The sequence below is a fragment of the Halosaccharopolyspora lacisalsi genome (assembly GCF_014137975.1).
Classification (GTDB): Bacteria; Actinomycetota; Actinomycetes; order Mycobacteriales; family Pseudonocardiaceae; genus Halosaccharopolyspora; species Halosaccharopolyspora lacisalsi.
Genome location: NZ_JACGWZ010000001.1, coordinates 1577206 through 1602391 on the forward strand (window position 1 = coordinate 1577206; position 25186 = coordinate 1602391).

Here is a 25186-nt window from a genome sequence, read left to right on the forward strand (position 1 = left end):
TCCTCGTCACGACGGGTCGGCACCGCAGGTCGGTGGCCGGATGAATCTTGGTGTCAGCCCACCTCGGGAGCGCCCCAGAGCTTCGCGGCCATCCGAGTCGACCGGGTCAGTGAGCCCCCTCCGGACCGGATCGGCCGGCGTCAACGGCTCCGTCACCACGGGTGGCGGTCGCTCCTACGGCGCGTGGTCGGTGACGCCGTTCTCCCGGCCCGGCGTGGCCCCGGACGCGGCGGGCCAGCTGATGCTGAGGTAGCAGGCACGGTCCCCGGTCGTGGACGACGTCGGCGAGCACGCGTTCGGCGCGGAGTAACTCCTCCGCAAGGACTGCAACACCGGGTCCGGGGTGAACGAGACGTCCTCGCCCAAGTTGGACACGAACTGCTGCGGAGCGTTGAACACCGCATCCCCACGCACCGCCTGTTGGGCGTTGCCCCGGGGAAGTTCCCCGCGTGGGTCTCCGGACGTGCCGATGCGGAACGCGGTCGAGCCATCCGGGGTCTCCACGAACTGACCCGAATCCGCCAGAGCCGACCCGTCACCAGCGAGCTCGGCTGTCCGCCGAAGCGGGAACGGTCCGGTTTGGAGTGTCCGCTCAAGCGGGAACCACTCCACCCGTTGCCGTGGAAGAGGAGCCGTGCGATGCACGGTAACGCGTCGTTGACTCCGGAGGGGCGCCGTCGCTTTTGTGCACGTGTTCTGCGGGCAAGCGGACGCTCGCGCAGGTGGCCGGGCGAGGCCGGTACCGCCCGGCGAACGTCGAGCGAGTGGTGCGGCAGTAGCGCATCGCTGCACTCGATGCTCGAGCATCGAGTAACCGAGCAGACTGTGATCCGGGCGGTTCGTATCGAGCGTGCCGGAGCCTGCTCGGGCCTGCCCAGGCGTAGCGGAGGTCCACGCTCGTGCGTTCGACGGTCCAGGCGAGACTGCTCGCTGTTGTGCCTTGTGGCTCGGACCGCGGAGAGGCCGTATACCTGTTCCGCGATCCGAGCCGGACTCATCTTCTCGTCGCGGGTCAGGCGAACTGGACCCCGCCGTCGATCATCACCGACTGGCCGGTCATGTAGTCCGAGTCGTGCGAGGCGAGGTACGACACGAAGCCCGCCACGTCCTCGGGCACGGACACCCGACCGAGGTGGATCAGCTCCGAGTACTTCTCGATCGCCGCACCCTTGCGCAACCCCTCGTTCTCGGCCAGCTTCTCGTCGATGTGGTCCCACATCGCGGTGCCGACGATGCCCGGGCAGTACGCGTTGACCGTGATGCCGTGCTGCGCCCATTCCATCGCGGCGGCCTGGGTGAGACCCCGCACGCCCCACTTCGAGGCCGAGTAGGTCCCGAGCAGCGGAAACGGCCGGTGCGCCACGATCGATGCGGCCCCGATGATCTTACCGCCGGTTCCCTGGTCGATCATCTGCCTGGCCGCGGCCGTGTAGCACAGGTACACGCCGCGCAGGTTGATCGACATCAGGTGGTCGAAGTCCTCGGGACCGGTCTCCAGCAGCGGTTTCACGTCGGCGATCCCCGCGTTGGCGATCATGACGTCGAGCTGGCCGAGGTCGGTGGTCGTGCGCTCGACCATGGTTCGCACGGCGTCCGCGTCGGATACGTCGGCGACGATCGCGGTCGAGTTCCTGCCCGTGGCCGTGATTTCGCCCGCGACTTCCTTGAGCGGGCCGCTGTTGGCCTCGACGTCGTTGACCGCGACGTCGAGGCCGTCGGCGGCGAGACGCAGCGCGATCCCCCTGCCGATTCCTCGCGCCGCGCCCGTGACGAGTGCGGCCCGCGGCGGCTGTTCCGGTGTGGTCATGTCTTCCTCCGAGTTGGCCGTGCGGGGAGCGGTCATTCGTGGTTCGGCACGGCCATCTCGCCGAGCGGGGACCAGTCGCTCTGGGGAACCGTCGCGTTGATGATCCGCGGTGTTTCCGCGAGGTAGGGCGGCAGAGTCTTCTGCGCGGTCTTGAAGTGGTCGGAGCCGACGTGCGCGGCACCGGCCTCGTCGTCTCGGAAGGCTTCGACCAGCACGTACTCGGTCGGGTCCTCGACGCTGCGGGACCAGTCGTACCAGAGGCATCCGGGTTCGGCGCGGGTCGCCTGCGTGAACGCGTCGGCGATGTCGGGCCAGCGGTCGGCGTGTTCGGGCTTCACGCGGAACTTCGCGGTAATGACGATCATCGGTTTCCTCGATCCGTTGTGACGACGGGAGCGTGTTCGACGCGGCTCAGGGGGTGAGGATGGCGCGGCCGCGGATGCGTCCGGCCTCCAGATCGTCGAGCGCGTGCTGGAAGTCCTCCAGCGGGTACTTGGTGGTGTGCAGGCGAACCTCGCCCCTGGCCGCGAGGGTCATCAGCTCGCAGAGGTCGTTGTAGGAGCCCACGAGGTTGCCGATGAAATTGATCTCGTTCGAGATGACGTCGATCGTCGGAATGTCGAGGTTCTCGCCGTAACCGACGACGTGGTAGTCACCGGCACGGCGCAACATGCCGACTCCGTCGGCGGTGGCACCGCTTTCCCCGACGAAGTCGACGACGGTCTCGGCGCCGTCCCCACCGGTGAGGTCGAGAACCTCCTCGACGTGGTTGCCCTCCGCGACGACGCCGTGGTCGGCGCCGATGTCGCGGGCCAGCTTCACCGCCTCCGGGTTGCGGTCGACGACGATCAGCTCGGCGGCGGTGAGTGCCTTGAGCACCTGGATCCCGATGTGCCCCAGACCGCCCGCGCCGATCACGACGCACCGGTGCCCCGGACGCAGCGTGCGTGCCGCCTTCGCCGCGGCGTGGTAGGCGGTCAGGCCCGCATCGGCGAGCGCGGCCACGTCGGAGGGTTCCAGGGAGTCGTCGATGCGGACGACGCTGCGGGCCGAGGTCTTGAGGTAGTCCGCGTACCCGCCGTCGGTGTCGATGCCGGGGAACAGCGAGCGGGCGCAGTGGACGTCGTCGCCGGACCGGCACGCCCGGCAGAGCCCGCACGTGACGAGCGGGTGGACGATGACCTTGTCGCCCTCGGCCACGTTCGTCACCGCGTCACCGACGGACTCGACCCAGCCCGCGTTCTCGTGGCCGATCGTGTACGGCAGGGTGACGCCGGACTTCTCCGCCCACTGGCCCTCGAGGATGTGGACGTCGGTCCTGCAGACACCGGCACCACCGATCCGCACGATCACGTCGTGCGGATCGGTGACCCGCGGCGTGGCGACGTCGGTCAGTTCCGGGGACCGGTGATAACCGGTGACCTGTACGGCCCTCATGCCGTGGTCTCCTTCAGATCGAGGGGTTCGTCGGGGTAGCGGGTCCGCAGCAGACCGCGGCAGAAGTGCGCGTTGCCGTCGATCGAGATGCGGGTGGAGCGCGCCAGCCGCAGCCGCAGCGGCGCCTGGTCCGGCGGATACGGGCTGCCGCGTTCGTCGACCAGGACCGGCAGCTGGCCGTCGGTGTCCAGCCCCAGGGCCTCGCGCCGACGCAGCAGGGCCCTGGTCGTGTTGTCGTCCGGCAGGTCGGCGATGGCGATGCGGTGCAGCTCGGTCTCGGCGAGCTCCGGGTCGGCACGCAGCATCCCGGTCAGCACCCGCTCCACCGCGGCGGTGTGCGCCTTGCGGCGGAAGGTGCGCCGCAGGTCGTCGAGGTCGGAATCGGCCTCGTCGCCGAACGTGCCGCGATAGCCGGCGTCGGCGGCGAGCCCGCGGTTGATCATCTCGGAGTCGTGGTGGTCGTCGAGCTCGACGGTGACCGCACGGGTCCAGGGCAGGTCGGTGAGCACGTCCTTGGCGTCCGAGGCCATCAGGTAGGCGAAGTTCGGCGCGCAGAACGCGGTCGGCAACCGCAGGTGCACCGTGACCGAACCCTCGTCGACCACGAGCGAGCGGACGAAACCCAGATCGGTGATGGGCTCGTCCAGCTCGGGATCGACGACGGCTCCGAGGGCGGCGAACGCGTCCTGTTCGGGCCCGCGCATCAGGCCACCTCCGCGGTGCGCGACTCGGGGAGCCGCAGCTCGGCCGGTACGGGGATGTCGTACATCGCCGCCGCGTTGAGCCCGAGGATCTTCTTCTTCTGGGCCGTGGTCAGCGGGGCGTACTCGGTCATGTCCTCCGGGATCTGGAAGTCCACGAACCGTTCGATCAGCCAGCGCGGCGTCCACAGCGCGTAGTCGCTGGAGAACTGGACGCGGTCCTCGTCGAGCCAGTACAGCAGTTCCCCGATGATCTCGGCGAAGTACCTCGGCCGGGTGTGCATGAACGGAATCGCGACGGCGAGGCCGGCGTGCACGTTCGGCTCCTGGGTGGCGATCCAGCAGAAGTCCTCCAGCCGCGGCAGCCCGCAGTGTTCGATCACGAAGTTCAGGTCCGGGAAGTCCGTGGCGACCTTGTCGACGTCGGCGACGTCGAACGCGTCCTTGTCCAGGGGCCGGATCGTCGGCCCCTTGTGGATGTGGATGTTGCGGATTCCCAGCTCCTGACAGACTTCCAGGTAGCGGTACGACCACGGGTCGTCGAGTTTCCAACCGCGCGATTCACCGCGCCATTCGGCGGTGTAGAGCTTGGTTCCCTTGAGGTCGAATCGCTTGGCGTCCTCGCGCAGTTGCTTCAGCCCGACTTCGCCGAACCGCGGGTCCCAGCAGTGGTTGTAGGTGAGCTTGTCCGGGTGTTGCCGCGTCAGCGCGAACGCCTGCTCGGTCTGGCCGAAGCCGTTCTCGTAGAAATCGCCGAGCAGGGCCGGTTGGAAGATCGCGTGGTCCACGTAGCCGTCGTCGAACAGGTCCCGCATGAGCCGCTCGCCGCCCTGGTAGAGGAATTCCTCGTAGGGCCAGAGCTCGGAGTCGGGGCTCAGGTTGCGGTGGTAGTCGTAGAAGCAGTCGATGAACTGCTTGCCGTGGATGTTGCGCTGGTTCTCCGGTCGGGCGTCCCACAACGCGACGTGTGCGTCGATGATGAAGTAGGACTCGCCGTCCTTTCGGTACATGGATGTCCTCCGTGAATGACGGCAGCCGTGCTGCGTTGTCCGGAACACTAGGAATTCACTTCCCGGATTCGAAGGGTTCGGATGTCTCAGTCTGAGACTCCCGGTTCGGGCGCTTCCGGGAACGGGCAGCAGTGGCCGTCTCGGGTGTGCTGGGAACAGCTGTGTCCGGGGTGATTCGAGGTGCACAGCGGATTTCCGCTGTGCGGTCCGTTACGGCGAGGCCGGTGTCGGTGGATCGGTCACCGAGGTGTGCGGATGCCGTACTGGCTGATCTTGCGGTAGATCGTCGCGCGGCTCATGCCGAGGATCTCCGCGGCGCGGGTGACGGTGGTCCCCGGCTCGGCCAGGCAGCGCACGATCTCGTCGCGTTCGACGGTTTCGATGCGGGTCAGCGTGCGGGTCGGCCCGCACAGGACCTCGGGAGGAAGGTGCCGGGTGTCGACGACGTCGCTGCGGTTCGCGGCCTCGCGGACGACCCTGCGCAGCTGCGCGACGTTGTCCGGCCAGTGGTACGTGCGCAGCGTCCGGGCCGCCTTCGGGGTGAACCGGACCCGCCGGTTGCGGGCGCGGGTGCCGAAGTGCTCGGCCAGCGCGAGGATGTCGTCCGGCCTGCGGCGCAGCGGCGGGATCTCCACGACCGTGTCGACGATCCGGGACAGTGCTTCCGGGATCGCCGTCGCCTCGCGGGCCGTGACGGTGATCGGCCGGCGGGCCCGAGTCGTGACGATCTCGGCGAGCTCGGTGGCCGCCCAGGACGGCAGGGCGTCCACTCCTGCTGCGATGACGCTGGTGTTGCCCTTGCCGAGTTCGGGAGTCCACAGCGTGAGCCACGGTTCGGTGTCGCGCGGCTCGGGTGGCCGGGCGTTGAGGATTCGGTCGCGTGGGTGTGCCCGACACAGGGCGGCGCTCAGCAGTGCAGTCTTGCCGGCGCCCCGCTCTCCGACGACCCCGACCGACCGGCCTGCGGCGAGCGCGCACTGCACCTCGGCGAGCGCGGTTTCCCAGTCGGGGGACAGCTGTGGCGAGGGGGAGTCGGGTCGTGCCGCCGTGTTCACGCGGAAGACCTCGCCACGAGGCGTCGGGTGCGGTCGCAGGCCGTGTCCGCGGGACAGCATCAACGCCGAGGTGTGCCCGGCGGCGGTCTGGGCCAGCGCCAGCAGCAGGTTGGCGGACTTCCGCGACCAGGTCGTCAGGTTGACGCTGCCGAGCAGGCGACCGTGCACCGGGTCCGTGACCGGCACGGCCGCGCAGGTGTAGTTCCACAGCCCGGTGCAGTAGTGCTCCTCACCGCGGACCAGCGATGGTGCGCGGTCGGCGAGCGCGAGTCCGAGCCCGTTCGTTCCGGCCTCGCGCTCGGAGAAGGCGAAGCCGGGGGCGAGGTAGCTCCGGTCCAGCGCGTCGACCAGGGTGCGGTCGTGGCACGCACGGCTGAGCACGTGACCTGCCTCGTCGGTGAGCATGAGACTGACGGGCTCGTTCGCCAGCGTCTCCTGCAGGCCGCCGAGCACCTCCTGGCCGCACCGGAAGAACAACGAGTCGTCACCGACCGTGCCGATGAAGACCGGATCGACCCGGTCGGTGGGGGCCCCGTAGCTGTGACTGCGCTGCCACGACGCCGACAGGCGTGGGCCGCGTACCGTCGGTGCACCGCTCGTGCGGCCCGCCCGGGCAAGCTCGTCCACCTGCGCACCTCCCGCCTACCTCGTTGTACGTGCGTTGACTGTGACACAGCCAACGCGCACACCAATGTGACCGGCGTCTCGAAATGAGACGCCGCGGCCGCTCGGTACCGGCGAGGTAGGCCGAGGCGATGCGGTGGCGTGATCGGATGCGGCGGCGCGGTCGCGGGCGCGGCCGAGATCATCGTGGTGGACGCTGACCCGAAGATGAGCACGGCACGCATCGGCCACATCGCCCTCTCGAACCTTCTCACCGGACGGGCGGTGCCCACGCCGTCGACGACGACGTCTGGTTCGTCGGCAGCGACGAGTGCGTCATCGTCGATGGGTCGGGTGGGCGGCCGTCACTCCGGCTCTGAAAGTCGGATTCGGGTGGGTGGTGCGCAACTGCCTGGTCCGCTCCTCGGCAGTCCGACGCCCACGCCTGCGACCAGACCTACCCGCCGGCGGTTGTGTCCGCTGTTCAGCGGTCCGCTGGCGCCTCCCGGTCCGGGTGACACCACCCCCGGATCACGGACGACAGGGGGGAGGGGGGACGCAGTCATGCCGGACCAAGCGACCGGGACTCCCGGTTGGGGCCGCGAGCAAGGTAATGAGGGTGTTGTGTGCAGCCGATCGGGAGCGAGTCGCTCACGAGGCCTCTACCCCCAGTGAAGAGGCCTCGTGGAGTCGAGCTCGGATGATGAGCGCCACGTCGCGCCCGACCGCTTCGCCGGAACGGCTCCGGTGGACGCGGTTTCCGCGATGGTGCACAGGTCCGGACAGTCGGACGTGCTCTGCTCGCCTGCGGGGTCCTGCTGGTTGGTCGATTCGAACGAGTGGTCCTGCGGTCGGTCAGGTATGACCGCATGCCTTGGCCGGGGTGGGTGATCGGTCAAGAATCTCGTTCAGCGCGATCTCGGTTCCAAGCCCGTCCTCCTTCCTCGCTGTGCCTGACGCGGGCTGTGGGTAGCTCATCGTGTCAGATATTCTTGACGCGCTTGGAAAGGTACGGCCGGATGCATCCGCTGTCAAATATCAGCGACAGTGATGTTGTGGATATTTGACATGGATGTGGCTGGGGGACCGATTGGAGGGTCGGCGTGGCAGACGAGGGACGCGAGGCGTTCGCGAGCCGGCTGTACGAACTGATGGACGAGCAGGTCCGGGACGACGGGCGCCCGTGGTCGATCCCGGCGCTGGCACGTGCGCTGACCGAGCGTGGTCATCCCATCTCCCGGCAGCACCTGCACGGCGTGGCCAACCGGAAGCACGTACCGACCTGGGACCTGGTGCGAGCACTCGCCGAACTCTTCGGGACGACGACGGACTCGTTCACGGGGCGCCGATCCGGTGCGGACGACGAACTGCCCGTCCTGCTGAACAGGGCGGGGGAACTGGACGAGAACGGGCGCGCGGAAGTCGCGGACTTCATCCGGTTCCTGCACCAGAAGCGCAGACGGACCGGTCCGGACGGGTGAGACTCCTGCGGCCGGTGGTGCCGCGGTCGGCCGCGGAAACGGAGTGGTCCGGGTGATCGAGGGAGGAACGTGTCGTTACGGCAGGTCTTGAGGCAGCATCGGGAGGAGGCCCGGCTGCGGCGGCAGCTGCGTTCGACGCTGCGACGGGCGGGCATCGCGGAACCCACCGACATGCTCGAGGTGTGCGAGCGCCTCAGTGCGATCTGGCCGGTGCCGATCGTGGCCGCACCGTTCGATCTGCCCGCGCACGGACCGTTCGGGCTCACCATCCGGTACGCACCGGAGCCGCAGGACGAGGCGATCTACATCCTGTATCAGCGGGTGGCGACCCCGTTGCACCAGCAGCACGTCGTGGCGCACGAACTCGGGCACGTTCTCGGCGGTCACCCTCTCGACCCGGTCGACGATCTGTCCGAGATCGACCCGAACGGCAGCACGGGAACGCTCCGCCGCACCTCGTACAACTCCCGCGTCGAGCGGGAGGCCGAGACGATCGCGACCGTCCTGCTCGGCCGTGCCGCCGCGCGGGACGGTGTCACCCTGCCGTCGAACGGTGCCCGGGACCACCGGTTGCGGCGCGTGCTTGGAGACAAGGTCGAATGGTTGTGACGCCGACCGAGGTGCTCGAACTGGGGATGACCGGTTGGTTCGGTTATCGCCTCGCCCGCAGCCCCCGCGACCGCGGGTTGTGGGTCATCGTGATCGCGCTGGTGCTGCTGCTGCTCGGTGAAGCGTTCATGATCACCGCGCTGCGGGCGTTGAGCGACGGCGCGATCACTCCTGGCGCGGGCAAGCTCATCCAGAACTGCGCGCTCGCTCTCGGGTTCTACGCGGTGATGCTGTTCTTCCTGCTGTCGGCGTCCGGGACGCGATACGCCACCGGCCGCGCGGAGGAACGACCACGAGTGCCGCTGCGGGGATGGTGGGACGGTGTCGCGGTCGTGGCCGTGTGCGCGGTGCTGTCCCTGTCGATGGCGGCCACCCCGCCGCGACTCCAGGCCGGTTCCTACCCGGCCAGCGGCCGGTTGCAGGACGCCGCCCTCGAGCGTCCCGAAGTCGTGGCCTTCTACGCGGTGGCTCTCGTCTACTTCACGTACTCCTGCAGCGCTGCCGCCGTCTGGGCGGTGCGCTACGGGCGCGAGTCCAGCGCCCGCGTGCGGTTCGGGCTGTGGCTGGCAGCGGCGGGCATGGTGCTGTTCGGCATCGCCTCCGCCGGGCGCGGGCTGTACGTCGCGTCCGCCGGGGTGGGCCTGGCAGTCCCGGACATGCTGGCCACCGGCGCCACGTCGCTCATCGAGATCGGAGCGGTGCTGTGGATCAGCGGGCTGCTCGCGGTCGGGATCGCCGCACGGTGGGCCACGTTGCGGGTCTGGCTGCACCACCGCCGCCAGTACCGGGCTCTGCGACCGCTGTGGGCGCGACTGCACCGGGCCTTCCCCGAAGACGCACTCGACCACACCCACCGGGAACCGGGGCAGCTCTGGCGGGACCGGCTCTCCGCCGCACAGGTGCACCGCGCGTTCTGGCGCCGCGCGATCGAATGCCGCGACGGCCTCTCCAAGCTCAGCCCCTGGCTGCGGGACGTGGGCTGCGACCCCGATGCCGATCCGGCCGAGCAGGCTGATGCCGTGCGCCGTGCACTCGAATTGCGCGCGAGCGGGCACACCCCCTCCTCGTCGGCGCCCCTGCTGGTAGCAGCACCGACCACGACCACGGCCACTGTGGACACCGATGTGAGCCAGTTGGTCCGACTCGCCCGAGCCCTCGACGCCCACGAGTGAAAGCGGACTCCCATGCAACAGCTCATCACCGCCGACCAGGTGCTGCCCGGCCCGGCCGGGCAGCGGATCGAGGACGGCGCGGTGCTCGTCGACGGGGACACGATCACCGCCGTCGGCCCCCGTGCCGAAGTCGAACCGCAAGCCGACGACGCGCGGCACCGCACCGCGGTGGGCGGAACCGTGCTGCCCGGACTCGTCAACGCCCACGTCCACCTGTCGTGGGACGCCGGCTTCGGCATGCTCGACCGCTACCGCGCGGCCGACGACGCGGAACTGCTGCTCGGCATCGCCGGTCGCGCGCAGCAGGCCCTGCGGGCGGGGGTGACGACTCTGCGGGACCTCGGTGACCGCGACGGGCTGGTGCTGCGGGTGCGCGACGCGATCGACCGCGGTGACCTCGTGGGCCCGCGCCTGCTCGGGTCCGGCCCGCCGCTGACACCGCCGAGGGGGCACTGCTGGTTCTTCGGCGGCGAAGTCTCCGGAATCGAGGAGATCCGCGACCGCATCCGCGGCAACGCCGCGCTCGGCGCCGACGTCATCAAGGTGATGGCCTCGGGCGGGGAGATGACCCCCGACTCGCCGCCCACCTGGCAGAGCCAGTTCTCCCCCGAGGACCTGGCCCTCGTGGTGAAGGAGGCCCACGCGGCCGGGATCCCCGTGGCCGCGCACGCGCACGGCACCGAGGCGATCGCGGCCGCTGCCACGGCCGGCGTGGACACCATCGAGCACTGCTCGTGGCAGGGTGCGGAGAACTCCGGCTCGGAACTGCGAGACGAGGTCGCCCGTGAGATCGCCGCGCGGGGGATCGCCGTGTGCCACGCCTACCCGCCGGACTGGAGGACCTTCCAGCGGATCGTGGTCGGTGAGGAGCGTTCGCAGGCGGCCCTCGACCGGATCCGCTGGATGGACGAGCACGGTATCCGGTTCGTGCCCGGCACCGACGGCGGCCTGCCCACGTCGGTGTTCGACGACTACGTCGGCGCGCTGAGCTACTACGTCGACGCGGTCGGCTGGTCTCCCGCACGCGTGATCGACATGGCCACCAGCGGGGCGGCCCGCGCGCTCGGTCTGGACCGGGTCGGCCGGCTCGCCCCCGGCTACGCCGCGGACCTCCTCGTGGTCGACGGTGATCCGCTCGCCGACGTGACCGCACTGCACCAGCAGCGGCTCGTGCTCGCCCGGGGGCGTGCGGCCACCCCCGAAACCGCTGTCGGGTAGAGCAGGCCGGGCCCGCGCGGGCCCGGGCCAACCACGCCCGTGCTGCGTCGAATTCCGCCGCTGCCAGCTCAGCATCGACCACAGCCGCGTCCACGGTGTACTTGTCAGGACCATACCGAGTCACCACGCAGACTACGGCGGCCGCTCCGGGAGCGAGGAACTCGCAGGTCGCCGACCATCGGCACAGGAACCGTGTGATCGGCTCGGGCCAACGCCACGAGCCGCAGCAGCTCCTCGGACTGCTGTCGACGAGTTCGTGCAAACCCCGCCCGGTTGGACCAAGCCTGCCCGTGGCACACGTCTGCTGACTTGGACCGACGCTCGAGGCAAAGCGTCGATTCGGAGGTTCAGCCGTGGCGGACGTGGAGCATTACCGAGCAGAACCGGTGCGGGTGTGCATCGCCCCGGACACAGAAGTACACGCCGTGCCCGCCGTGGTTGGCGTCGTACTGCCCGGGCCGTTTCCGTGTGGGTGGGCTCCGTGCTCGGTGCCGGCTTCCCGGATGCGGGCGTAGTGACCGTCGAAGTCGCCCTCGGTGACCAAAACGCGTAGTGCTGAAGCGGGAAGTCGATTCCGTGTTCGGCGAACTGGAGCAGGACGGGTCAGGTGTCCACGGGAATCTCGGAGAGGTATTCCCACAGGTCGCGTACGTTGCCGAAGTGGTGTTCCGGAAGCTGCCGGAGAACTGCGAGCAGCTCCGCTCGGGATCCGGAATCCTCGGTGGTGGCCAGGATTCCGGACGTGGTCACTGGTGGGACGACGAAGCTTGCTCGATCGCATCAAGGACTTCGAGCCTTGAGCGGAGCAGGGGGATCGGCTGTCCGTCGCGGCTCAAAAACTGACACTGACGTCAATGTAGAGTCGTGGGGACGTGGTCCGGATCGTCGGATCTCGAGCGACAGGGGCGGCTTATGGTGGATGGATGCTCGGACGGGCGATCATCGGTGGGTACTGGCGGTGTCAGTGCCGTGGGTAGCGAGGAGGGGGCGCGGCTGTTGAGCGGGCACGCGCAGATCGGTGAGGTCGCCGAGCGCACCGGCCTGTCGTTGCGCACGATCCGCTACTACGAGGAGGTCGGTCTGGTGGTGCCGAGCGCGCGCAGCCAGGGCGGTTTCCGGCTCTACGCCGAGCCCGACATCGAGCGGCTGGAAGTGATCAAGCGGATGAAGCCGCTGGGGTTCCAGCTCGACGAGATGCGCGAGCTGCTGGGGATTCTCGATGCCCCGCGCGAGAACGAGCACACGCAGGACGGGCGGAGTCGCCTGCACGAGTTCCGGCAGAAGGCCGAAGATCGGTGTCAGAGCCTGCGGGCGCAGTTGCACGTGGCCGAGGACTTCTCCGCCACGTTGCGCAAGCGCCTGTCCGAATAGTGCGGCTCGACCGGGTACCTGTAGTGGGAAGACCTCCCGCACGGGCGGCAGCGAGAACGCGGTACCGCCCGTACGGGTCGGTGTCAGTGGCTGCCGAGGTTGCCGGCGAGGGCGCTGTGGCGCTTCTCGCTGGAGTCGTTCATCCCCGTGATGGTCAGCGTGGTGCCGCGCTGCTCGTACTTCGTGGTGATCGCGTCGAGCGAGGCGACGGTGGAGGCGTCCCAGATGTTGGCCTCGGACAGGTCGATGACCACGTTCTCCGGATCGTTGGCGTAGTCGAACTGGAACACCAGGTCGTTGCTGGAGGCGAAGAACAGCTGGCCGGTGACCCGGTAGATCTTGGTGCTGCCGTCGGGGTCGAGGACGCTGTCGACGGACACGAGGTGGGCGACCCGGCGGGCGAAGAGCACCATCGCCGTGAGCACGCCGACCACGACGCCGATGGCGAGGTTGTGGGTGAACACGGTGACCGCGACGGTGGCCACCATCACCGCGGTCTCGCTCTTGGGCATCCTGCGCAGCGTGGCGGGGTGGATGCTGTGCCAGTCGAAGGTCCCCACGGAGACCATGATCATGACCCCGACGAGGGCGGCCATCGGGATCAGCGCGACGACGGGGCCGAGCGCGACCACGAGGACGAGCAGGAACAACCCGGCCAGGAAGGTGGACAGCCGGGTGCGGGCACCGGACTTCACGTTGATCATCGTCTGGCCGATCATGGCGCAGCCGCCCATGCCGCCGAAGAAGCCGGTGACGATGTTGGCCACGCCCTGACCCCAGGACTCGCGGGTCTTGTTGGAGTGGGTGTCGGTGATGCCGTCGACGAGCTTGGCCGTCATGAGCGATTCCAGCAGGCCGACCAGTGCCATGGCCAGGGCGTACGGGGCGATGACGCGCAGGGTCTCGAAGGTCAGCGGCACGGAGGGCAGCCCCAGCACCGGCAGACTGCTCGGGAGCTCGCCCTGGTCGCCGACGGTGGGCACGGACATGCTCGCGGCGACGGTGAACGCGGTCAGCGCGACGATGGCCACCAGCGGGGCCGGGATGGCCTTGGTCACGCGGGGCAGTCCGACCATCACGGCCAGTCCGACCGCGACCAGGGCGTAGACCGTCCAGGGCACGTCGGTGAGGTAGGGCAGCTGGGCGGTGAAGATGAGGATGGCCAGGGCGTTGGTGAACCCGACCATGACGCTGCGGGGCAGGAACCGCATGAGCCGGGCGACGCCGAGCCCACCGAGCAGGGCCTGGATCAGTCCGCCCAGGATGACGGTGGCGATGAGGTACTCCACCCCGTGATCGCGAACGACGGGAGCGACGACCAGGGCGACCGCGCCGGTGGCTGCTGAGATCATCGCGGGCCGCCCGCCCACGAAGGCCAGGGTCACGGCCATGGTGAACGAGGCGAACAGCCCCACGCGGGGGTCCACGCCGGCGATGATGGAAAAGGAGATGGCCTCGGGGATCAGGGCCAGTGCGACGACGAGGCCGGCCAGCACCTCGGTGCGCAACACGCGGGGGGACAGCCAGGAGGGACGCCGGAGACGAGAGCTCAGGGCGGCGGGAAGCGACATCATCTTCTTTCGTCAGTGGTGAATGCGGAGAAGGGCCCCAGGCGCAGCCACGTCGACGGAGCTGCGCGGACGGGCGTGACTCTACCTTTACGTCAGGGCAGAGATGGAGAGAATGTGACCCACGTCGGTTTGTGACGCGGTGCACGGTCCACGGGGCGTCGTGGTGAGCCGGGCGCGATGTCATCCGCGGCACGGATGAGGCCCGGCCGAACTACTTGGTCGGGCGGTGCGGTCGGGCCTGCGGTCTCCCGTGGGCGGTGGGTGCTTACTGGGACGGTGCCATGCGGGTGGCGAGGGTGTCGGCGAGTTCGCCGACGTGTTCCGCGTTCTCGAGGCGGTCCAGCCATGCCGTGGGCAGTTCCTGAACGCCGGTGCGGGCCGCGGCCAGAGCACCGGCCATGGAGGCGATGGTGTCGGTGTCGCCGCCGGCGCGGATCGCGTAGCGGATCGCCTCGGCCGGTTGGTCGGGATGCTGCAGGAAAGCCAGGACGGCCAGGGGGACCGAGGTGGGTGCGGCGGCGTCGTTGCCCAGGCGTTCGGCGGCGAAGGCGGGCGAGGCGGTGTCGACGAGGGCGTGCACCTGGTCCAGGTGGGATCGCCAGTCGGTGTGTTCGACGGCGCGGGAGAGTTGGCTGAGGAAGGCCGCCTTGTCCAGGGGTTTGCCCCCGTCGCTGTTCAGGGCCAGGAAGGCAGCACAGGCTTGCAGCATGGCGCCGCGTTGCCCGTGGAGGTGGGAGTGGGTGATCACGGCGCTGCGGGCGGCGAGTTCGGTGACGTGGGCGGGGCTGGTGCCCACCAGCGCGATCGGGGCCACGCGCATGGCGCCCCCGTTTCCGTAGGAGCCCTCCCCGCCGAAGCAGTCCTCGGAGGCTTTCCTCCACGGCGTTCCCCTCAGGACGCGCTCGAAGATTTCCCGGCTGCCCATGCCGTAACCCCGCCAGGGCTCGCGTTGCCATTCCCGGGCCAGTTCGAGCGCCAGGGCGTCCTCGTCGACCGGGACCGGATGTTGCCGGTCGACGAGATGACGCGCCAGCACCAGGGTCAGTGCCGTGTCGTCGGTGTAGCGCAGCTGAGTGGCGGCGCGCTCCTGCTGCGCGAGACGCTCACCGTCGACGCTGTGCGCGCCTTCGAAAGCGGCTCCCAGGGCGTCGCCGACGGCGACACCGAACAACAGCCCCCGTGCCTTGGCGGCGGTCTGGGAAGGTGCTCCGGACGTGGTCATGGGCCGTTCGTCTCCTGCTCGGTGTGGGCGATGATGCGAGGGCAGGGGAGTACTGCGACGCTGGACAGCACGTAGGCAGCACCCTCTCCGGGTGTCATCGGGCACCCGGTACCGGGCTTCGAGCGCGGTCCGCTTCGGCATTGTGCGCACCGAGGTGGTGTGTCCCGGTTTCCGTGTCGCTGGTTCCCCGTTCTCCGGCTCTGCCAGGTCCCCCGGAACCGCCCCTCGCCGTGGTGGTCCGCCCGCGCGGGAACAGCCGCCCGAGGAGGAGCTTCCCAGCTCGCCCTCGGGGCCGGAACGACTGCTTTCCGGCCCCGAGGACGCGGAGCGTTACAGCGTCTGGGCGAGCCTGTTGGCCAGCAGGCTGGTGAACTGCGAGGGCTCCCGGAGCTCACCGCCCTCGGCCAGCAGCGCCATGCCGTGGACGAGTTCGGCCGTCTCCTCCAGCTCCTGACTCTCCCCGTTCTTGCCGTAGGCGTCGCGCATCCCGCTCACGAGGGGGTGGTTGGGGTTGACCTCGAGGATGCGCTTCACCCGCGGCACCTCGTGACCCATGGCGCGGTACATCTTCTCCAGCGTCGGGCCCATGTCGTTGGTGTCGCCGACCACGCAGGCCGGGGACGTGCTCAGGCGCGAGGACAGCCGCACTTCCTTCACGTCGTCGGCGAGCTTGGTCGACATCCAGGACAGCACCTCGGAGAACTCCTGCTCCTGCTGCGCCCGCTCGGTCCCGGAGCCGTCCTCGTCCTGGTCGTTGAGATCGACTTGCCCCTTGGCGATCGACTGGAACTGCTTGCCGTCGAACTCGGGAGCCGACTCCACCCACATCTCGTCGACCGGGTCGGTCAGCAGCAGCACTTCCAGGCCCTTGTCCCGGAAGGCCTCGATGTGCGGGGAGTTCTCGACCTTGGACCGCGAACTCCCGGTGATGTAGTAGATGCTGTCCTGGTCGTCCTTCATCCGCTCGACGTACTGGCGCAGCGTCGTCTTGCTCTCCGGATCGTGCGTGGACTCGAAGGACGCGATCTCGAGGATCTGGTCGCGGTTGTCGAGGTCGTTGACCAGACCCTCCTTGACGGCCTGTCCGAACTGGTCCCAGAACTTCCCGTAGCGGTCCGGGTCCTCGGTCATCATGTCCTTGACCGTGGAAAGGACCTTCTTGACCAGCCGCTTGCGCATCATCTGGATCTGGCGGTCCTGCTGCAGGATCTCCCGCGAGACGTTGAGGGAGAGGTCCTGGGCGTCCACCACGCCCTTGACGAAGCGCAGGTACTCCGGGAGGAGCGCCTCGCAGTCGTCCATGATGAACACGCGCTTGACGTAGAGCTGCACACCGCGCTTGTGGTCGCGCGTGAAGAGGTCGAAGGGAGCCATCGAGGGGATGAACAGCAGCGCCTGGTACTCGAACGTGCCCTCGGCCCGCATGTGGATGGTCTCGAGCGGGTCGTTCCAGTCGTGGCTGATGTGCTTGTAGAACTCGTGGTACTCCTCCTCGGCGACCTCCTCCTTGGGGCGGGCCCAGAGCGCCTTCATCGAGTTGATCGTCTCGATCTGCCGCGTGGTCTCGCCCTCGGAGTCGGTGCGCTCGACCTCCATCCGGACGGGCCACGAGATGAAGTCGGAGTAGCGCTTGACGATGTTGGTGATCGTCGTGCTGTCGGTGTAGTCGAGCAGGCTGTCTTCCTGGTCCTCGGCCTTCAGGTGCAGCGTCACCGCCGTGCCCTGCGGGGCCTCGTCGACCGTTTCGATGGTGTAGGTGCCCTCGCCGGTGGAGTCCCACCGGGTGCCCGTGTCCTCACCGGCCCGGCGGGTCAGCAGCGTCACCCTGTCGGCGACCATGAAGCTGGAGTAGAAACCGAGCCCGAACTGGCCGATCAGCTCCTGCGCGGCCGCGCCGTCCTTCGTGTCCTTGAGCTGCTGGAGGAGTTCGGCCGTTCCCGACTTCGCGATCGTGCCGATGAGCTCCTGGACCTCGTCGCGCGACATGCCGATGCCGTTGTCGCGCACCGTCAGCGTGCGATGCTCCCGGTCGGCCTCGATCAGGACGTGCGGATCGGAGGTGTCCACCTCCAGGTCCTTGTCGCGGAAGGACTCCAACCGCACCTTGTCGAGCGCGTCCGAGGCGTTGGAAACGAGTTCGCGCAGGAACGTGTCCTTGTTCGAGTAGATGGCGTGCACCATCAACTGCAACAATTTGCGCGATTCCGCCTGGAATTCGAACGTTTCCGCCTGTGTACTCACTGATCCCCTTTTCGAAAATCACAATTCTCGCGCGTCGCGTCGAACGACGACACCAGTACGGGCAGGATTATAGGAGCTCGCGTGAACGCGACAATCACCCCGCCCTCGACGTCGGTGACACCGCATTCCGGCTGACCGCTGGTGTCGCAGTGGAACCTCGGGAACACACCGGGTGGCAGCGCGGGCCGATGTCCTCGACGGCGGCGTCGCACCCGTCGATGGCGGTGGTCGGGACGAGTCATGCCCACGAGCCGAGGGTGAGCAGGCAGCGGCCGGGCCGCGTTCCTCGACGGCGACTCCGTCGCGGACGAACCGTGACACCTCGGCGGGCAGGTCGAGGATCATCGAGGTGGACACCGGCGACGTGCCCCGAGCAAGCTGTTCCACAGCGGACCGATGAGGGTGTACACTTGTCCACGTTCCGGGCTCCCGGTGACCCCCAGGCCGGTCGAGCCCGGAACTCCTCGTTGATACCGGATCGGCTGTAGAGCTGTCTTTCATCACGGGCGAGCCGGTCACGCGTGTCGGCGAGAACGTTCGTGCCTCGTACACCTGGTGGCGCGACCGGTGGTGCCTACGGTTGTGTCCAGGCATTCATGTGCTCGACCAGGACCAACTACCCTCGGGCGCTCCTGATGGGAAGCTCGGATTCCGCGCTCATGGCCGCAGCAGTTGCCGCACCCGTGCGGCTTGGCGGGCGAGGTGGTCGCGCTCCGGCACGCTGGTCGCGGCGCGGGAGGCCTCGGCGTACAGCTCGGCGGCGTGCCCGCGATCACCGGCGCGTTCGTGCAGGTATGCCGCCACCGCGGCGTGACGGGCCAGGCCGGGGTTCACGCCGACCAGCGCCGCCAGACCGGCCTGCGGTCCGTCGGCCTCGCCGACCGCCACCGCGCGGTTGAGCCGCACCACCGGGCTCTCGGTGAGCAGCAGCAGTTCGTCGTACCATTCCACGATCTGCGCCCAGTCCGTCTCGGAGGTGCTCGGTGCGTCCGCGTGCAGGGCGGCGATCGCGGCCTGCGTCTGGTACTCGCCCAGCCGGTCGTGGGCCAGTGCGGCCTGCAGGATCGCCACCCCCTCGGTGATCAGGTCGGTGTCCCAGCGCGAACGGTCCTGCTCGGCGAGCGGCACCAGGCGACCTCCCGGACCGGTGCGAGACGTGCGGCGCGCGTGGTGCAGCAGCATGAGCGCGAGCAGCCCCGCGACCTCGGGCTCGTCGGTCAGGGAGACGAGCTGGCGGGTGAGGCGGATCGCCTCGGCCGCCAGGTCGACGTCCCCGCCGTACCCCTCGTTGAACACGAGGTAGAGCACTCGCAGCACCGTCCCGAGATCGCCGGGCTGGTCGAGCCGCAGCCCCGCGATCCGCCGCTTGGCCCGGCTGATCCGCTGCGCCATGGTCGACTCGGGGACGAGGTACGCCGTCGCGATCTGCCGCGTGGTCAGGCCACCGACCGCGCGCAGCGTCAGTGCGACGGCCGAGCCCCGGGCCAGGGTGGGGTGCGCGCACAGGAAGTAGAGCCGCAGCGTGTCGTCCGCGGCGGGTGCCGGGCCGGCCGGGGGCTCTACTTCCACGGCCCGCTCCCGGCCCCGTCGGGACGCCTCGGCGCGGGTGGTGTCGAGGAACCTGCGCCACGCGACCGTGACCAGCCACGCTTTCGGATCACGTGGTGGATCGTCCGGCCAGGTCTCCAACGCACGGATCAGGGACTCCTGCACGGCGTCCTCGGCCGACGCGAAGTCGGCTCCGCGCCGGACGAGGACGCCGATCACCGCGGGCACCAGCTCCCGCGGCAACGACTCGTTCATTCGGCGACCGTGGGCTGCTCGGACAGGAACGGGCGCACCTCGAGCCACTCGTGGATCGGCTCGCCCCCGGCCCCGGGAGCGGCGGACAGCTCCCCGGCCAGCGCGGCCGCGCGATCCCAGGACTCCACGTCGATGACCATCCAGCCGGCGATGAGGTCCTTGGTCTCGGCGAACGGACCATCGGTCACCGGTGGGCGCCCTCCGCCGTCATGCCGCACGAACGCTCCCTCGGGCGCCAGTGCTTGCGAGTCGACGAACTCACCCGTCTCTTCCAACCGGGCGGCGAAGTCACGCATGTACTGCATGTGCGCGTCGACCTCCTGCGGCGTCCATTGGTCCATCGGTGCCCAGTCGACAGCGGGGGGCGGGCCACCTCGGTAGTGCTTCAGCAGCAGGTACTTCATGGTTCTCCTCCTTCGTCGGGCGGCCCGCAGTGACCGCTGGTGTTCCCCGGGACGGAGCCGGCATCACATTCTCGACACCCGGAAGCGTGCCGAACTCTCCGGATCTGCTTCTGGCCGTCACCGCCCCTGGGTGCCCGCACCGCCGAACGAGAACCCGCCCGCGCGCACGCAAGCCGTTCCGCTTACGGACCGGTGTGGCCGAGTGCGAGGGGCCGGGTGAGCACCCACCCGCCGCTGACCCACGCACCACACCTGGTCGGTAGCCCACAGTCCGCGGCTGCCCGCGATCAGACGTCGGCTCGCCAACCGATGGGCAGCGAAACCGCGTGGCACCCGGAGCCTCCGCTCCGACGAAGCTCGTCGGCTGCGCGCTGTTCCGCGGCGTTTCGGTCGGTGCGGACGGCGATACCGATCGGATCGCGAGGTTCGGCTTCCACATCGCCGATGAGCACCACGTGCGTCATCTCGCCGTCGACCAGAGCGGTCCGACCGGCGGCGCCCTGGAGCGGGTGGTGCTCCCAGGACGCGTACCGGCCGCGGGCGGAACTCGCCTCCCCGATGCTCTCGGCCTCTTCTTCGGTGGCGCACACCGCGATCAGTGGCTCGACGCCGGCATCGACTCCAGGTGGGCTGGTGCGTTCGTGCACCAGCCGCACGATCGGCTCACGCATCGCAGTTCTCATCCACCGGGCCTGGTAAACCGGAGCGTAGTAGGCCCCACCACCGAAGACCATGGTGCAGAGCGTGGTTCCGGCTCACGTGGTCGAGTCCGTGCCGTTGCGGACCCGGCTGCGGTCACCGTCGAGGGCGCTCAGCTCGGCCGAAAAATTCGGTGGAGCACCTCGCCGTCACGCCGTAGCCTCTCCGACATGATGCAGCAGTTCTTCTTCCGACTCAGCTGACTCGCTCCTCGAGTCCCGGCGCCGTGCCGTGCGCACTCGGCGCCTTCCGAGTCAACGCTGAAGGAAGAACATGCTTTTGCTCGTCTCCGGTGCCTCCGGCGTCGGCAAGACAACCGCGCGCCTGCACGCGCGTCACCTGCTCGAGCGTCGCCGGCTCGACGACACGTACGAGACCGCCGAGCTCTTCACGCTCGGCCCGATTCCCGCTGTTCCGACCATCGCCTGGCGCCAGGAACAGGTGGAAGTCGCGGTCCGCCACGCGATCGCCCTCGAGGCCGAGGGCAAGCATCTGCTGTTCGCGGGTGATCCGGTGCCGCTCGGCGAGGTGCTGGCCGCACCGAGCGCCGACCGGATCGACATCGCCGCGTGCCTGCTCGATGTCGACGAGGAAGCTCATCTCGCTCGTCTCGCGCAGCGCGACGAGCCGGAGGAGCTGATCCAGCTCCATCGGAGCTTCGCCACCTGGCTGCGGGCGCACGCCACCGATCCGGGGCACGTCCCGGAGGCGGTCACCACCGATGCCTGGCCGGCGATGCGCTGGGAGCGTTGGGTCGGTCGTACCCCCGGGCCGGAGTGGGCGATGACGGTTCTCGACACCTCAGGGCGCACGCCCGAGCAGGTGGGGGCCGAGCTCGCCGACTGGTGCCGGCGTGCGGTGGCCGGGGACGCCCCGGTCTTCCGGGCCGGCTGGTTCCGCGAATGAGCTGACCACCGGGTGCTGCCCGCTCCGCTTGGCGCGGGCAGCACCCGGACCTGTTGAGGTCGGCATCGGAGAGGTCGGCAGTGGGAACGCCACTCCCGACCCGAACACCTCCCGCACCTTCCGGGCCCCGGCCGGGAGTCAGGAGGTGTGGTGGACCTCCTGCAGTCCGTACACCGGGGTCGGGATGCCCTCGGCGCGGGCCTTGAGCTGCAGTGCCAGGTAGAGCGAGTAGTGCCGGGACTGGTGCAGGTTGCCGCCGTGGAACCACAGGTTCTCCTGCTGGGTGGGTTTCCACATGTTGCGCTCCTCGCCCTCCCAGGGTCCGGGGTCCTTGGCGGTGTCGGAGCCGAGTCCCCAGACCTTGCCGACCTTGTCGGCGACCTCCTGGCCGACGATGTCGGCGGCGAGGCCGTTCATCGAGCCGAATCCGGTGGCGTAGACGACGAGGTCGGCCTCGAGCCGGGTGCCGTCGGTGAGCACGACCTCGGTCTCGGTCAGTTCGGACACCTCGCCGTGGGCCAGCTTGATGTCGCCGTCGGCGATGAGCTCGGAGGCTCCGACGTCGATGTAGTAGCCCGAACCGCGACGCAGGTACTTCAGGAACAGCCCGGAGTCGTCGGCGCCGAAGTCGAGCTGGAAGCCGGCCTTCTCCAGCCGCTGGTAAAATTCGGCGTCCTGCTCGCGGATGACGTCGAATCCCGGTTTCTGGAACTGGTTCATGATCCGGTACGGGATCGAGGCGAACGTCAGGTCCGCGGTGCGGGTGTCGATGCCGGCTTCCACCGCCTCCTCGGAGTACAGCGGCGCCAGACTGTGCTTCAACAGTGATTCCGAGCGCACCACGTGCGTTGAGGAGCGCTGGACCATCGTCACGTCGGCCCCGTGTTCCCACAGCGCGGCGCAGATGTCGTGGGCGGAGTTGTTGGAGCCGATGACCACAGCTTTCCTGCCGGTGTAGGCGTCCGGGCCGGGATGCTGCGAGGAGTGGTGCTGCTCGCCGCGGAACCGTTCGTGGCCGGGGAAGCTCGGCGCGTTGGGTTTGCCGGACACGCCCAGCGCCATCACCAGTTGGTTCGGTCGCAGCGTGAGTTGTTCACCGGCACGGTCGACGACCAGTTCCCACTGCGCGTTGTCCTCGTCGTACTTCGCGCTGAGCGCGGTGGTCGAGCCCCAGTAGTTGAGCTCCATGACCTTGGTGTACATCTCCAGCCAGTCGCCGATCTTGTCCTTCGGGGCGAACACCGGCCAGTTGTCCGGGAACTTGAGGTAGGGCAGGTGGTCGTACCAGACGGGGTCGTGCAGGGCGAGCGACTTGTAGCGGTTGCGCCAGGAGTCCCCGGGCCGCTCGTTGCGCTCGACGATGATCGTCGACACGCCGAGCTGGCGCAGCCGCGCACCGAGCGCGATGCCGCCCTGGCCGCCGCCGACGATGACGACCTCGGGTTGGCGGCTGTAGCCGAGTTCGCGCAGTTCGGCTTCGCGTTGCTCTCCCCAGGAGACCCGGTCGGGGTCGGCTCCGTGCTCGGCACCTTTGGGGCGCCGATGGCGCATCGACTCCTCGTGGCCCTTGAGCTCGTCCAACGTGGTCAGGAACGTCCACGCGCGGCCGTCGACGAGGCGCAGGTGGGCGGTGCCGCGGCCGACCTCGGTCTCGAACGACAACCAGGCCTCGGTGACACCGTCGGTCTGCGTGGGTTCCCCGAGGACGGTGAAGTTGCCCGGGGCCGTGTTCTCCAGCGTCGCGCGCAACATGGCGGCGATCTCCTGGCGCCCCTCCAGCGTCGTGATGTTCCAGGTGAGTGCGATGAGGTCGCGCCAGTAGCCGTCCTCGGTGAACAGCGCTGAGACGCGGTCGGCGTCGCGGGCGGCGACGGCCTCGGAGAACTCGGACACCCACTGCGCGGCGGGAGCTTGCTTCGGGGTGGTTTCCACGGTCTGGTGCACGGGCTACCTCCTGCACAGGCGTTTGTGTCCCTCGGCGTGATCGGCCGCGCCACCGGTGCCGTGGTGGCGATCACGTGATACAGGCCATAAGGCCAGACGTGGGTGGCGTCCGCACGGGTTGCAAGGGGTTGCATCGGCGAGATCGATGCTGCCCGCCCGGTGCCGCGACTCAGCCGCGCTCGCTTCGTGACGGCTGGTTAGTCGTGTCCGTCACTGCTGCGCACGGCCGGGGAGATGGAGTGCGGCAGCAGCGATTCCGAATCCGGTGGACGGAGCACGTCGACGTCGACGCTGTCGCTGAACCGGTACGGTCGGCGACTGAGCAGACCACCGAGGTGTCGGCGCAGTCGGGACATCTCGGCGCGGATCGTCACGGTGCGCTCGGGGTCGTCGAACACGTCGGTGGCCAACTGCGCCGCCGTTCGACCGTCCGGGTGGGTGGCCAGCAGGAACAGCAGCTCCGCGTGCCGCGGGCTCAGCGGGTGGCTCCAGTCGCCGGAGGGCAGGGTGACCTCGACGCGGGCCTGGCGCGATGATCGCAGGTCGAGTCGCACCCGGGTGCGGGGCCGGGCGGATTCGGTGGTGGCGTCGTCGTCGAGCAGCCGCACCAGCCAGCCGCCGGGCACGGGTTCGACCACGCAGTCGCCGAACGTGGGCAGCCACGTCCGGCCGGCGTCGCATTCGGTGGGCAACGCCACCCGGTCGACCGGAGCGATCCCGGACGACGCGGCGACCCATCCGTGCGGGTCGGTCACCACCGCCCGGCCGTCTACCTTGGACAGGATGGGGGCCGCGGTCCGGCGCAGTCGCTCGAGGTCCGAGGCGTGTACGGCGTGCAGCTGCGACTCGGCGAGTTGGGCGACGGTGTCCACCAGGGCGAGGGTGGTGGCGTTGACGGTCGCGGCGGGCCCGGACAGGTCCACTGCCCCGAGCAGCTGCCCGCTCCTCGGGTCGTGCATCGGCGCGCACGCGCACGTCCAGGCGTGGTGGGAGCGGACGTAGTGCTCGGCGGAGTAGACCTGCACGGGTCGGTGGGTGACCAGCGCGGTGCCGATCGCGTTGGTGCCGACGATGTCCTCGTTCCAGCTCATGCCCTCGACGAAGCCGAGCGCGTCGGCGTTGCGGCGGACGCTGCTGCTGCCGTCCCGCCACAGCACGCGGCCCTCGGCGTCGGTGATGACCATGATGTGCGCGGTCTGCTCGGCGACTCCGGCCAGTCTGCCGCGCAGCAGCGGGAGCACGTCGGCGAGGGCCGAGCCGCGCCGGCGCGCCTCCAGCTCCTCCGGCGGCAACGGTTGCCCGCCGCGACCCCGTTCGGGATCTATGCCCCGGGACAGCATCCGTTGCCAGGACGCGTCGATCACCGGACGTGGCCGCGCGGGTGGCCTCTCACCAGCGAGTGCCGCGTCGTGCACCCGCGCCAGCACATGCGCGTACCGACGGGGGTCCTCCCCCGTCGGTAGCGCCGTTTCGAGACTCTCCTGGTGCACTGGGGCGGCTCCTTCTCGTCGCCCCCAGTGTGTCCCACATCTCACCAGGCGCCAAGGGGTGGGCGCGGGGGAGGGGACGTCACCTCCGCTTGATGTCGGGTCGACCAGCACTTTCATGCGCTTGCCCTCGTGCAGGGCGTGGGAGCCGGACGTGACGACCTCGTCCATCGGGATGTGATCGACCCAGCCGGTGGTCTCGTAGTGACCTCGGGCCGTCAGGTCGACGACGTCGTCGGCGCCCAAGCGCTCGTCGGCGAACGCCTGTGGTGGGTGCCCGTTCGTGCGCTGCGACAGCGGATCGGTGATGAGATCAAGCGCACCGATGCCGGTAAACCGTGGCCGGCTCTGGGAACCCTGGTGACGTTCGTCGTGGTCGGGTGGTCGATCGTGGCGAGCCAACGCCTGCCCTGACCCCGGCCACGACGACAACCCGTTCAGGGCG

Annotated in this window: 23 protein-coding genes; 7 read left to right on the top strand and 16 right to left on the bottom strand. The window is 69.2% G+C overall.

Annotated elements, in window-relative coordinates:
* Positions 1 to 174 precede the first annotated feature (174 nt).
* From FHX42_RS07625 to FHX42_RS07655, 7 genes are all read right to left on the bottom strand, one after another.
* Complete coding sequence (locus FHX42_RS07625; protein WP_182543368.1) at positions 175 to 504, bottom strand: hypothetical protein; 330 nt, start codon at positions 502 to 504, stop codon at positions 175 to 177.
* 508 nt (positions 505 to 1012) lie between these two features.
* On the bottom strand, positions 1013 to 1807 hold the full coding sequence (locus FHX42_RS07630) for an acetoin reductase (RefSeq protein WP_182543369.1): 795 nt from the start codon (positions 1805 to 1807) through the stop codon (positions 1013 to 1015).
* A gap of 32 nt (positions 1808 to 1839) precedes the next feature.
* The gene (locus FHX42_RS07635) at positions 1840 to 2172 is read right to left on the bottom strand and encodes a putative quinol monooxygenase (protein WP_182543370.1); all 333 of its coding nucleotides are present in this window, start codon (positions 2170 to 2172) and stop codon (positions 1840 to 1842) included.
* 46 nt (positions 2173 to 2218) lie between these two features.
* Positions 2219 to 3244, bottom strand: coding sequence for an NAD(P)-dependent alcohol dehydrogenase (locus FHX42_RS07640; protein WP_182543371.1), 1026 nt, complete (start codon positions 3242 to 3244; stop codon positions 2219 to 2221).
* Positions 3241 to 3948: an iron-sulfur cluster assembly protein gene (locus FHX42_RS07645; RefSeq protein ID WP_182543372.1), complete on the bottom strand. Its 708-nt coding sequence runs from the start codon at positions 3946 to 3948 to the stop codon at positions 3241 to 3243. Before FHX42_RS07645 ends, FHX42_RS07640 begins: the two co-directional genes overlap by 4 nt.
* A complete protein-coding gene (locus FHX42_RS07650) occupies positions 3948 to 4955 on the bottom strand; it encodes an amidohydrolase family protein (RefSeq protein WP_182543373.1) in 1008 nt (335 codons plus the stop codon). The genes FHX42_RS07645 and FHX42_RS07650 overlap by 1 nt, the downstream gene beginning before the upstream one ends.
* Positions 4956 to 5194: 239 nt before the next feature.
* Positions 5195 to 6637, bottom strand: coding sequence for an AAA-type ATPase lid domain-containing protein (locus tag FHX42_RS07655; protein ID WP_182543374.1), 1443 nt, complete (start codon positions 6635 to 6637; stop codon positions 5195 to 5197).
* Between the two features lie 1079 nt (positions 6638 to 7716).
* Between FHX42_RS07655 and FHX42_RS07660 the strand changes: the two genes are divergently transcribed.
* The 4 genes from FHX42_RS07660 to FHX42_RS07675 all read left to right on the top strand — a co-directional run bounded on the left by FHX42_RS07660 (position 7717) and on the right by FHX42_RS07675 (position 11093).
* Positions 7717 to 8094, top strand: a complete 378-nt coding sequence (locus FHX42_RS07660; RefSeq protein ID WP_182543375.1) for a hypothetical protein — start codon at positions 7717 to 7719, stop codon at positions 8092 to 8094.
* 69 nt (positions 8095 to 8163) lie between these two features.
* Complete coding sequence (locus FHX42_RS07665; protein ID WP_182543376.1) at positions 8164 to 8703, top strand: hypothetical protein; 540 nt, start codon at positions 8164 to 8166, stop codon at positions 8701 to 8703.
* Complete coding sequence (locus tag FHX42_RS07670; RefSeq protein WP_182543377.1) at positions 8694 to 9875, top strand: MAB_1171c family putative transporter; 1182 nt, start codon at positions 8694 to 8696, stop codon at positions 9873 to 9875. Before FHX42_RS07665 ends, FHX42_RS07670 begins: the two co-directional genes overlap by 10 nt.
* 12 nt (positions 9876 to 9887) lie before the next feature.
* On the top strand, positions 9888 to 11093 hold the full coding sequence (locus FHX42_RS07675; RefSeq protein WP_182543378.1) for a metal-dependent hydrolase family protein: 1206 nt from the start codon (positions 9888 to 9890) through the stop codon (positions 11091 to 11093).
* Positions 11094 to 11696: 603 nt separating this feature from the next.
* Here FHX42_RS07675 and FHX42_RS07680 read toward each other — a convergent pair.
* Positions 11697 to 11843, bottom strand: a complete 147-nt coding sequence (locus FHX42_RS07680; protein WP_182543379.1) for a hypothetical protein — start codon at positions 11841 to 11843, stop codon at positions 11697 to 11699.
* A gap of 246 nt (positions 11844 to 12089) precedes the next feature.
* Here FHX42_RS07680 and FHX42_RS07685 point away from each other — a divergent pair, with 246 nt between their 5' ends.
* Positions 12090 to 12464, top strand: coding sequence for a MerR family transcriptional regulator (locus FHX42_RS07685; RefSeq protein ID WP_235987127.1), 375 nt, complete (start codon positions 12090 to 12092; stop codon positions 12462 to 12464).
* Positions 12465 to 12547: 83 nt separating this feature from the next.
* On the opposite strand, the gene FHX42_RS07690 is transcribed toward FHX42_RS07685, so the two are convergent.
* The 6 genes from FHX42_RS07690 to FHX42_RS07715 form a co-directional block, all read right to left on the bottom strand.
* A complete protein-coding gene (locus FHX42_RS07690) occupies positions 12548 to 14035 on the bottom strand; it encodes a SulP family inorganic anion transporter (RefSeq protein ID WP_220480070.1) in 1488 nt (495 codons plus the stop codon).
* Between the two features lie 265 nt (positions 14036 to 14300).
* Complete coding sequence (locus tag FHX42_RS07695) at positions 14301 to 15257, bottom strand: ADP-ribosylglycohydrolase family protein (RefSeq protein ID WP_182543382.1); 957 nt, start codon at positions 15255 to 15257, stop codon at positions 14301 to 14303.
* A 330-nt stretch (positions 15258 to 15587) separates the two neighbouring features.
* Complete coding sequence (htpG, locus tag FHX42_RS07700) at positions 15588 to 17498, bottom strand: molecular chaperone HtpG (protein ID WP_182543383.1); 1911 nt, start codon at positions 17496 to 17498, stop codon at positions 15588 to 15590.
* Between the two features lie 657 nt (positions 17499 to 18155).
* A complete protein-coding gene (locus tag FHX42_RS07705) occupies positions 18156 to 19301 on the bottom strand; it encodes an RNA polymerase sigma factor (RefSeq protein WP_182543384.1) in 1146 nt (381 codons plus the stop codon).
* Positions 19298 to 19705 carry a YciI family protein gene (locus tag FHX42_RS07710; RefSeq protein ID WP_182543385.1) on the bottom strand — a complete coding sequence of 136 codons (408 nt, stop codon included), beginning with the start codon at positions 19703 to 19705 and terminating at the stop codon, positions 19298 to 19300. Before FHX42_RS07710 ends, FHX42_RS07705 begins: the two co-directional genes overlap by 4 nt.
* 287 nt (positions 19706 to 19992) lie before the next feature.
* Positions 19993 to 20376, bottom strand: coding sequence for a hypothetical protein (locus tag FHX42_RS07715; RefSeq protein WP_182543386.1), 384 nt, complete (start codon positions 20374 to 20376; stop codon positions 19993 to 19995).
* Between the two features lie 301 nt (positions 20377 to 20677).
* On the opposite strand from FHX42_RS07715, the gene FHX42_RS07720 reads away from it, so the two are divergent.
* The gene (locus FHX42_RS07720) at positions 20678 to 21310 is read left to right on the top strand and encodes a hypothetical protein (protein ID WP_182543387.1); all 633 of its coding nucleotides are present in this window, start codon (positions 20678 to 20680) and stop codon (positions 21308 to 21310) included.
* Between the two features lie 138 nt (positions 21311 to 21448).
* On the opposite strand, the gene FHX42_RS07725 is transcribed toward FHX42_RS07720, so the two are convergent.
* A complete protein-coding gene (locus tag FHX42_RS07725) occupies positions 21449 to 23254 on the bottom strand; it encodes an NAD(P)/FAD-dependent oxidoreductase (protein ID WP_182543388.1) in 1806 nt (601 codons plus the stop codon).
* A 197-nt stretch (positions 23255 to 23451) separates the two neighbouring features.
* The gene (locus FHX42_RS07730) at positions 23452 to 24744 is read right to left on the bottom strand and encodes a helix-turn-helix domain-containing protein (RefSeq protein WP_328795948.1); all 1293 of its coding nucleotides are present in this window, start codon (positions 24742 to 24744) and stop codon (positions 23452 to 23454) included.
* A gap of 129 nt (positions 24745 to 24873) precedes the next feature.
* Here FHX42_RS07730 and FHX42_RS07735 point away from each other — a divergent pair, with 129 nt between their 5' ends.
* Positions 24874 to 25155 (top strand): hypothetical protein, encoded by a 282-nt coding sequence (locus FHX42_RS07735; protein ID WP_220480072.1) that lies wholly within the window; start codon positions 24874 to 24876, stop codon positions 25153 to 25155.
* Positions 25156 to 25186: the final 31 nt, after the last annotated feature.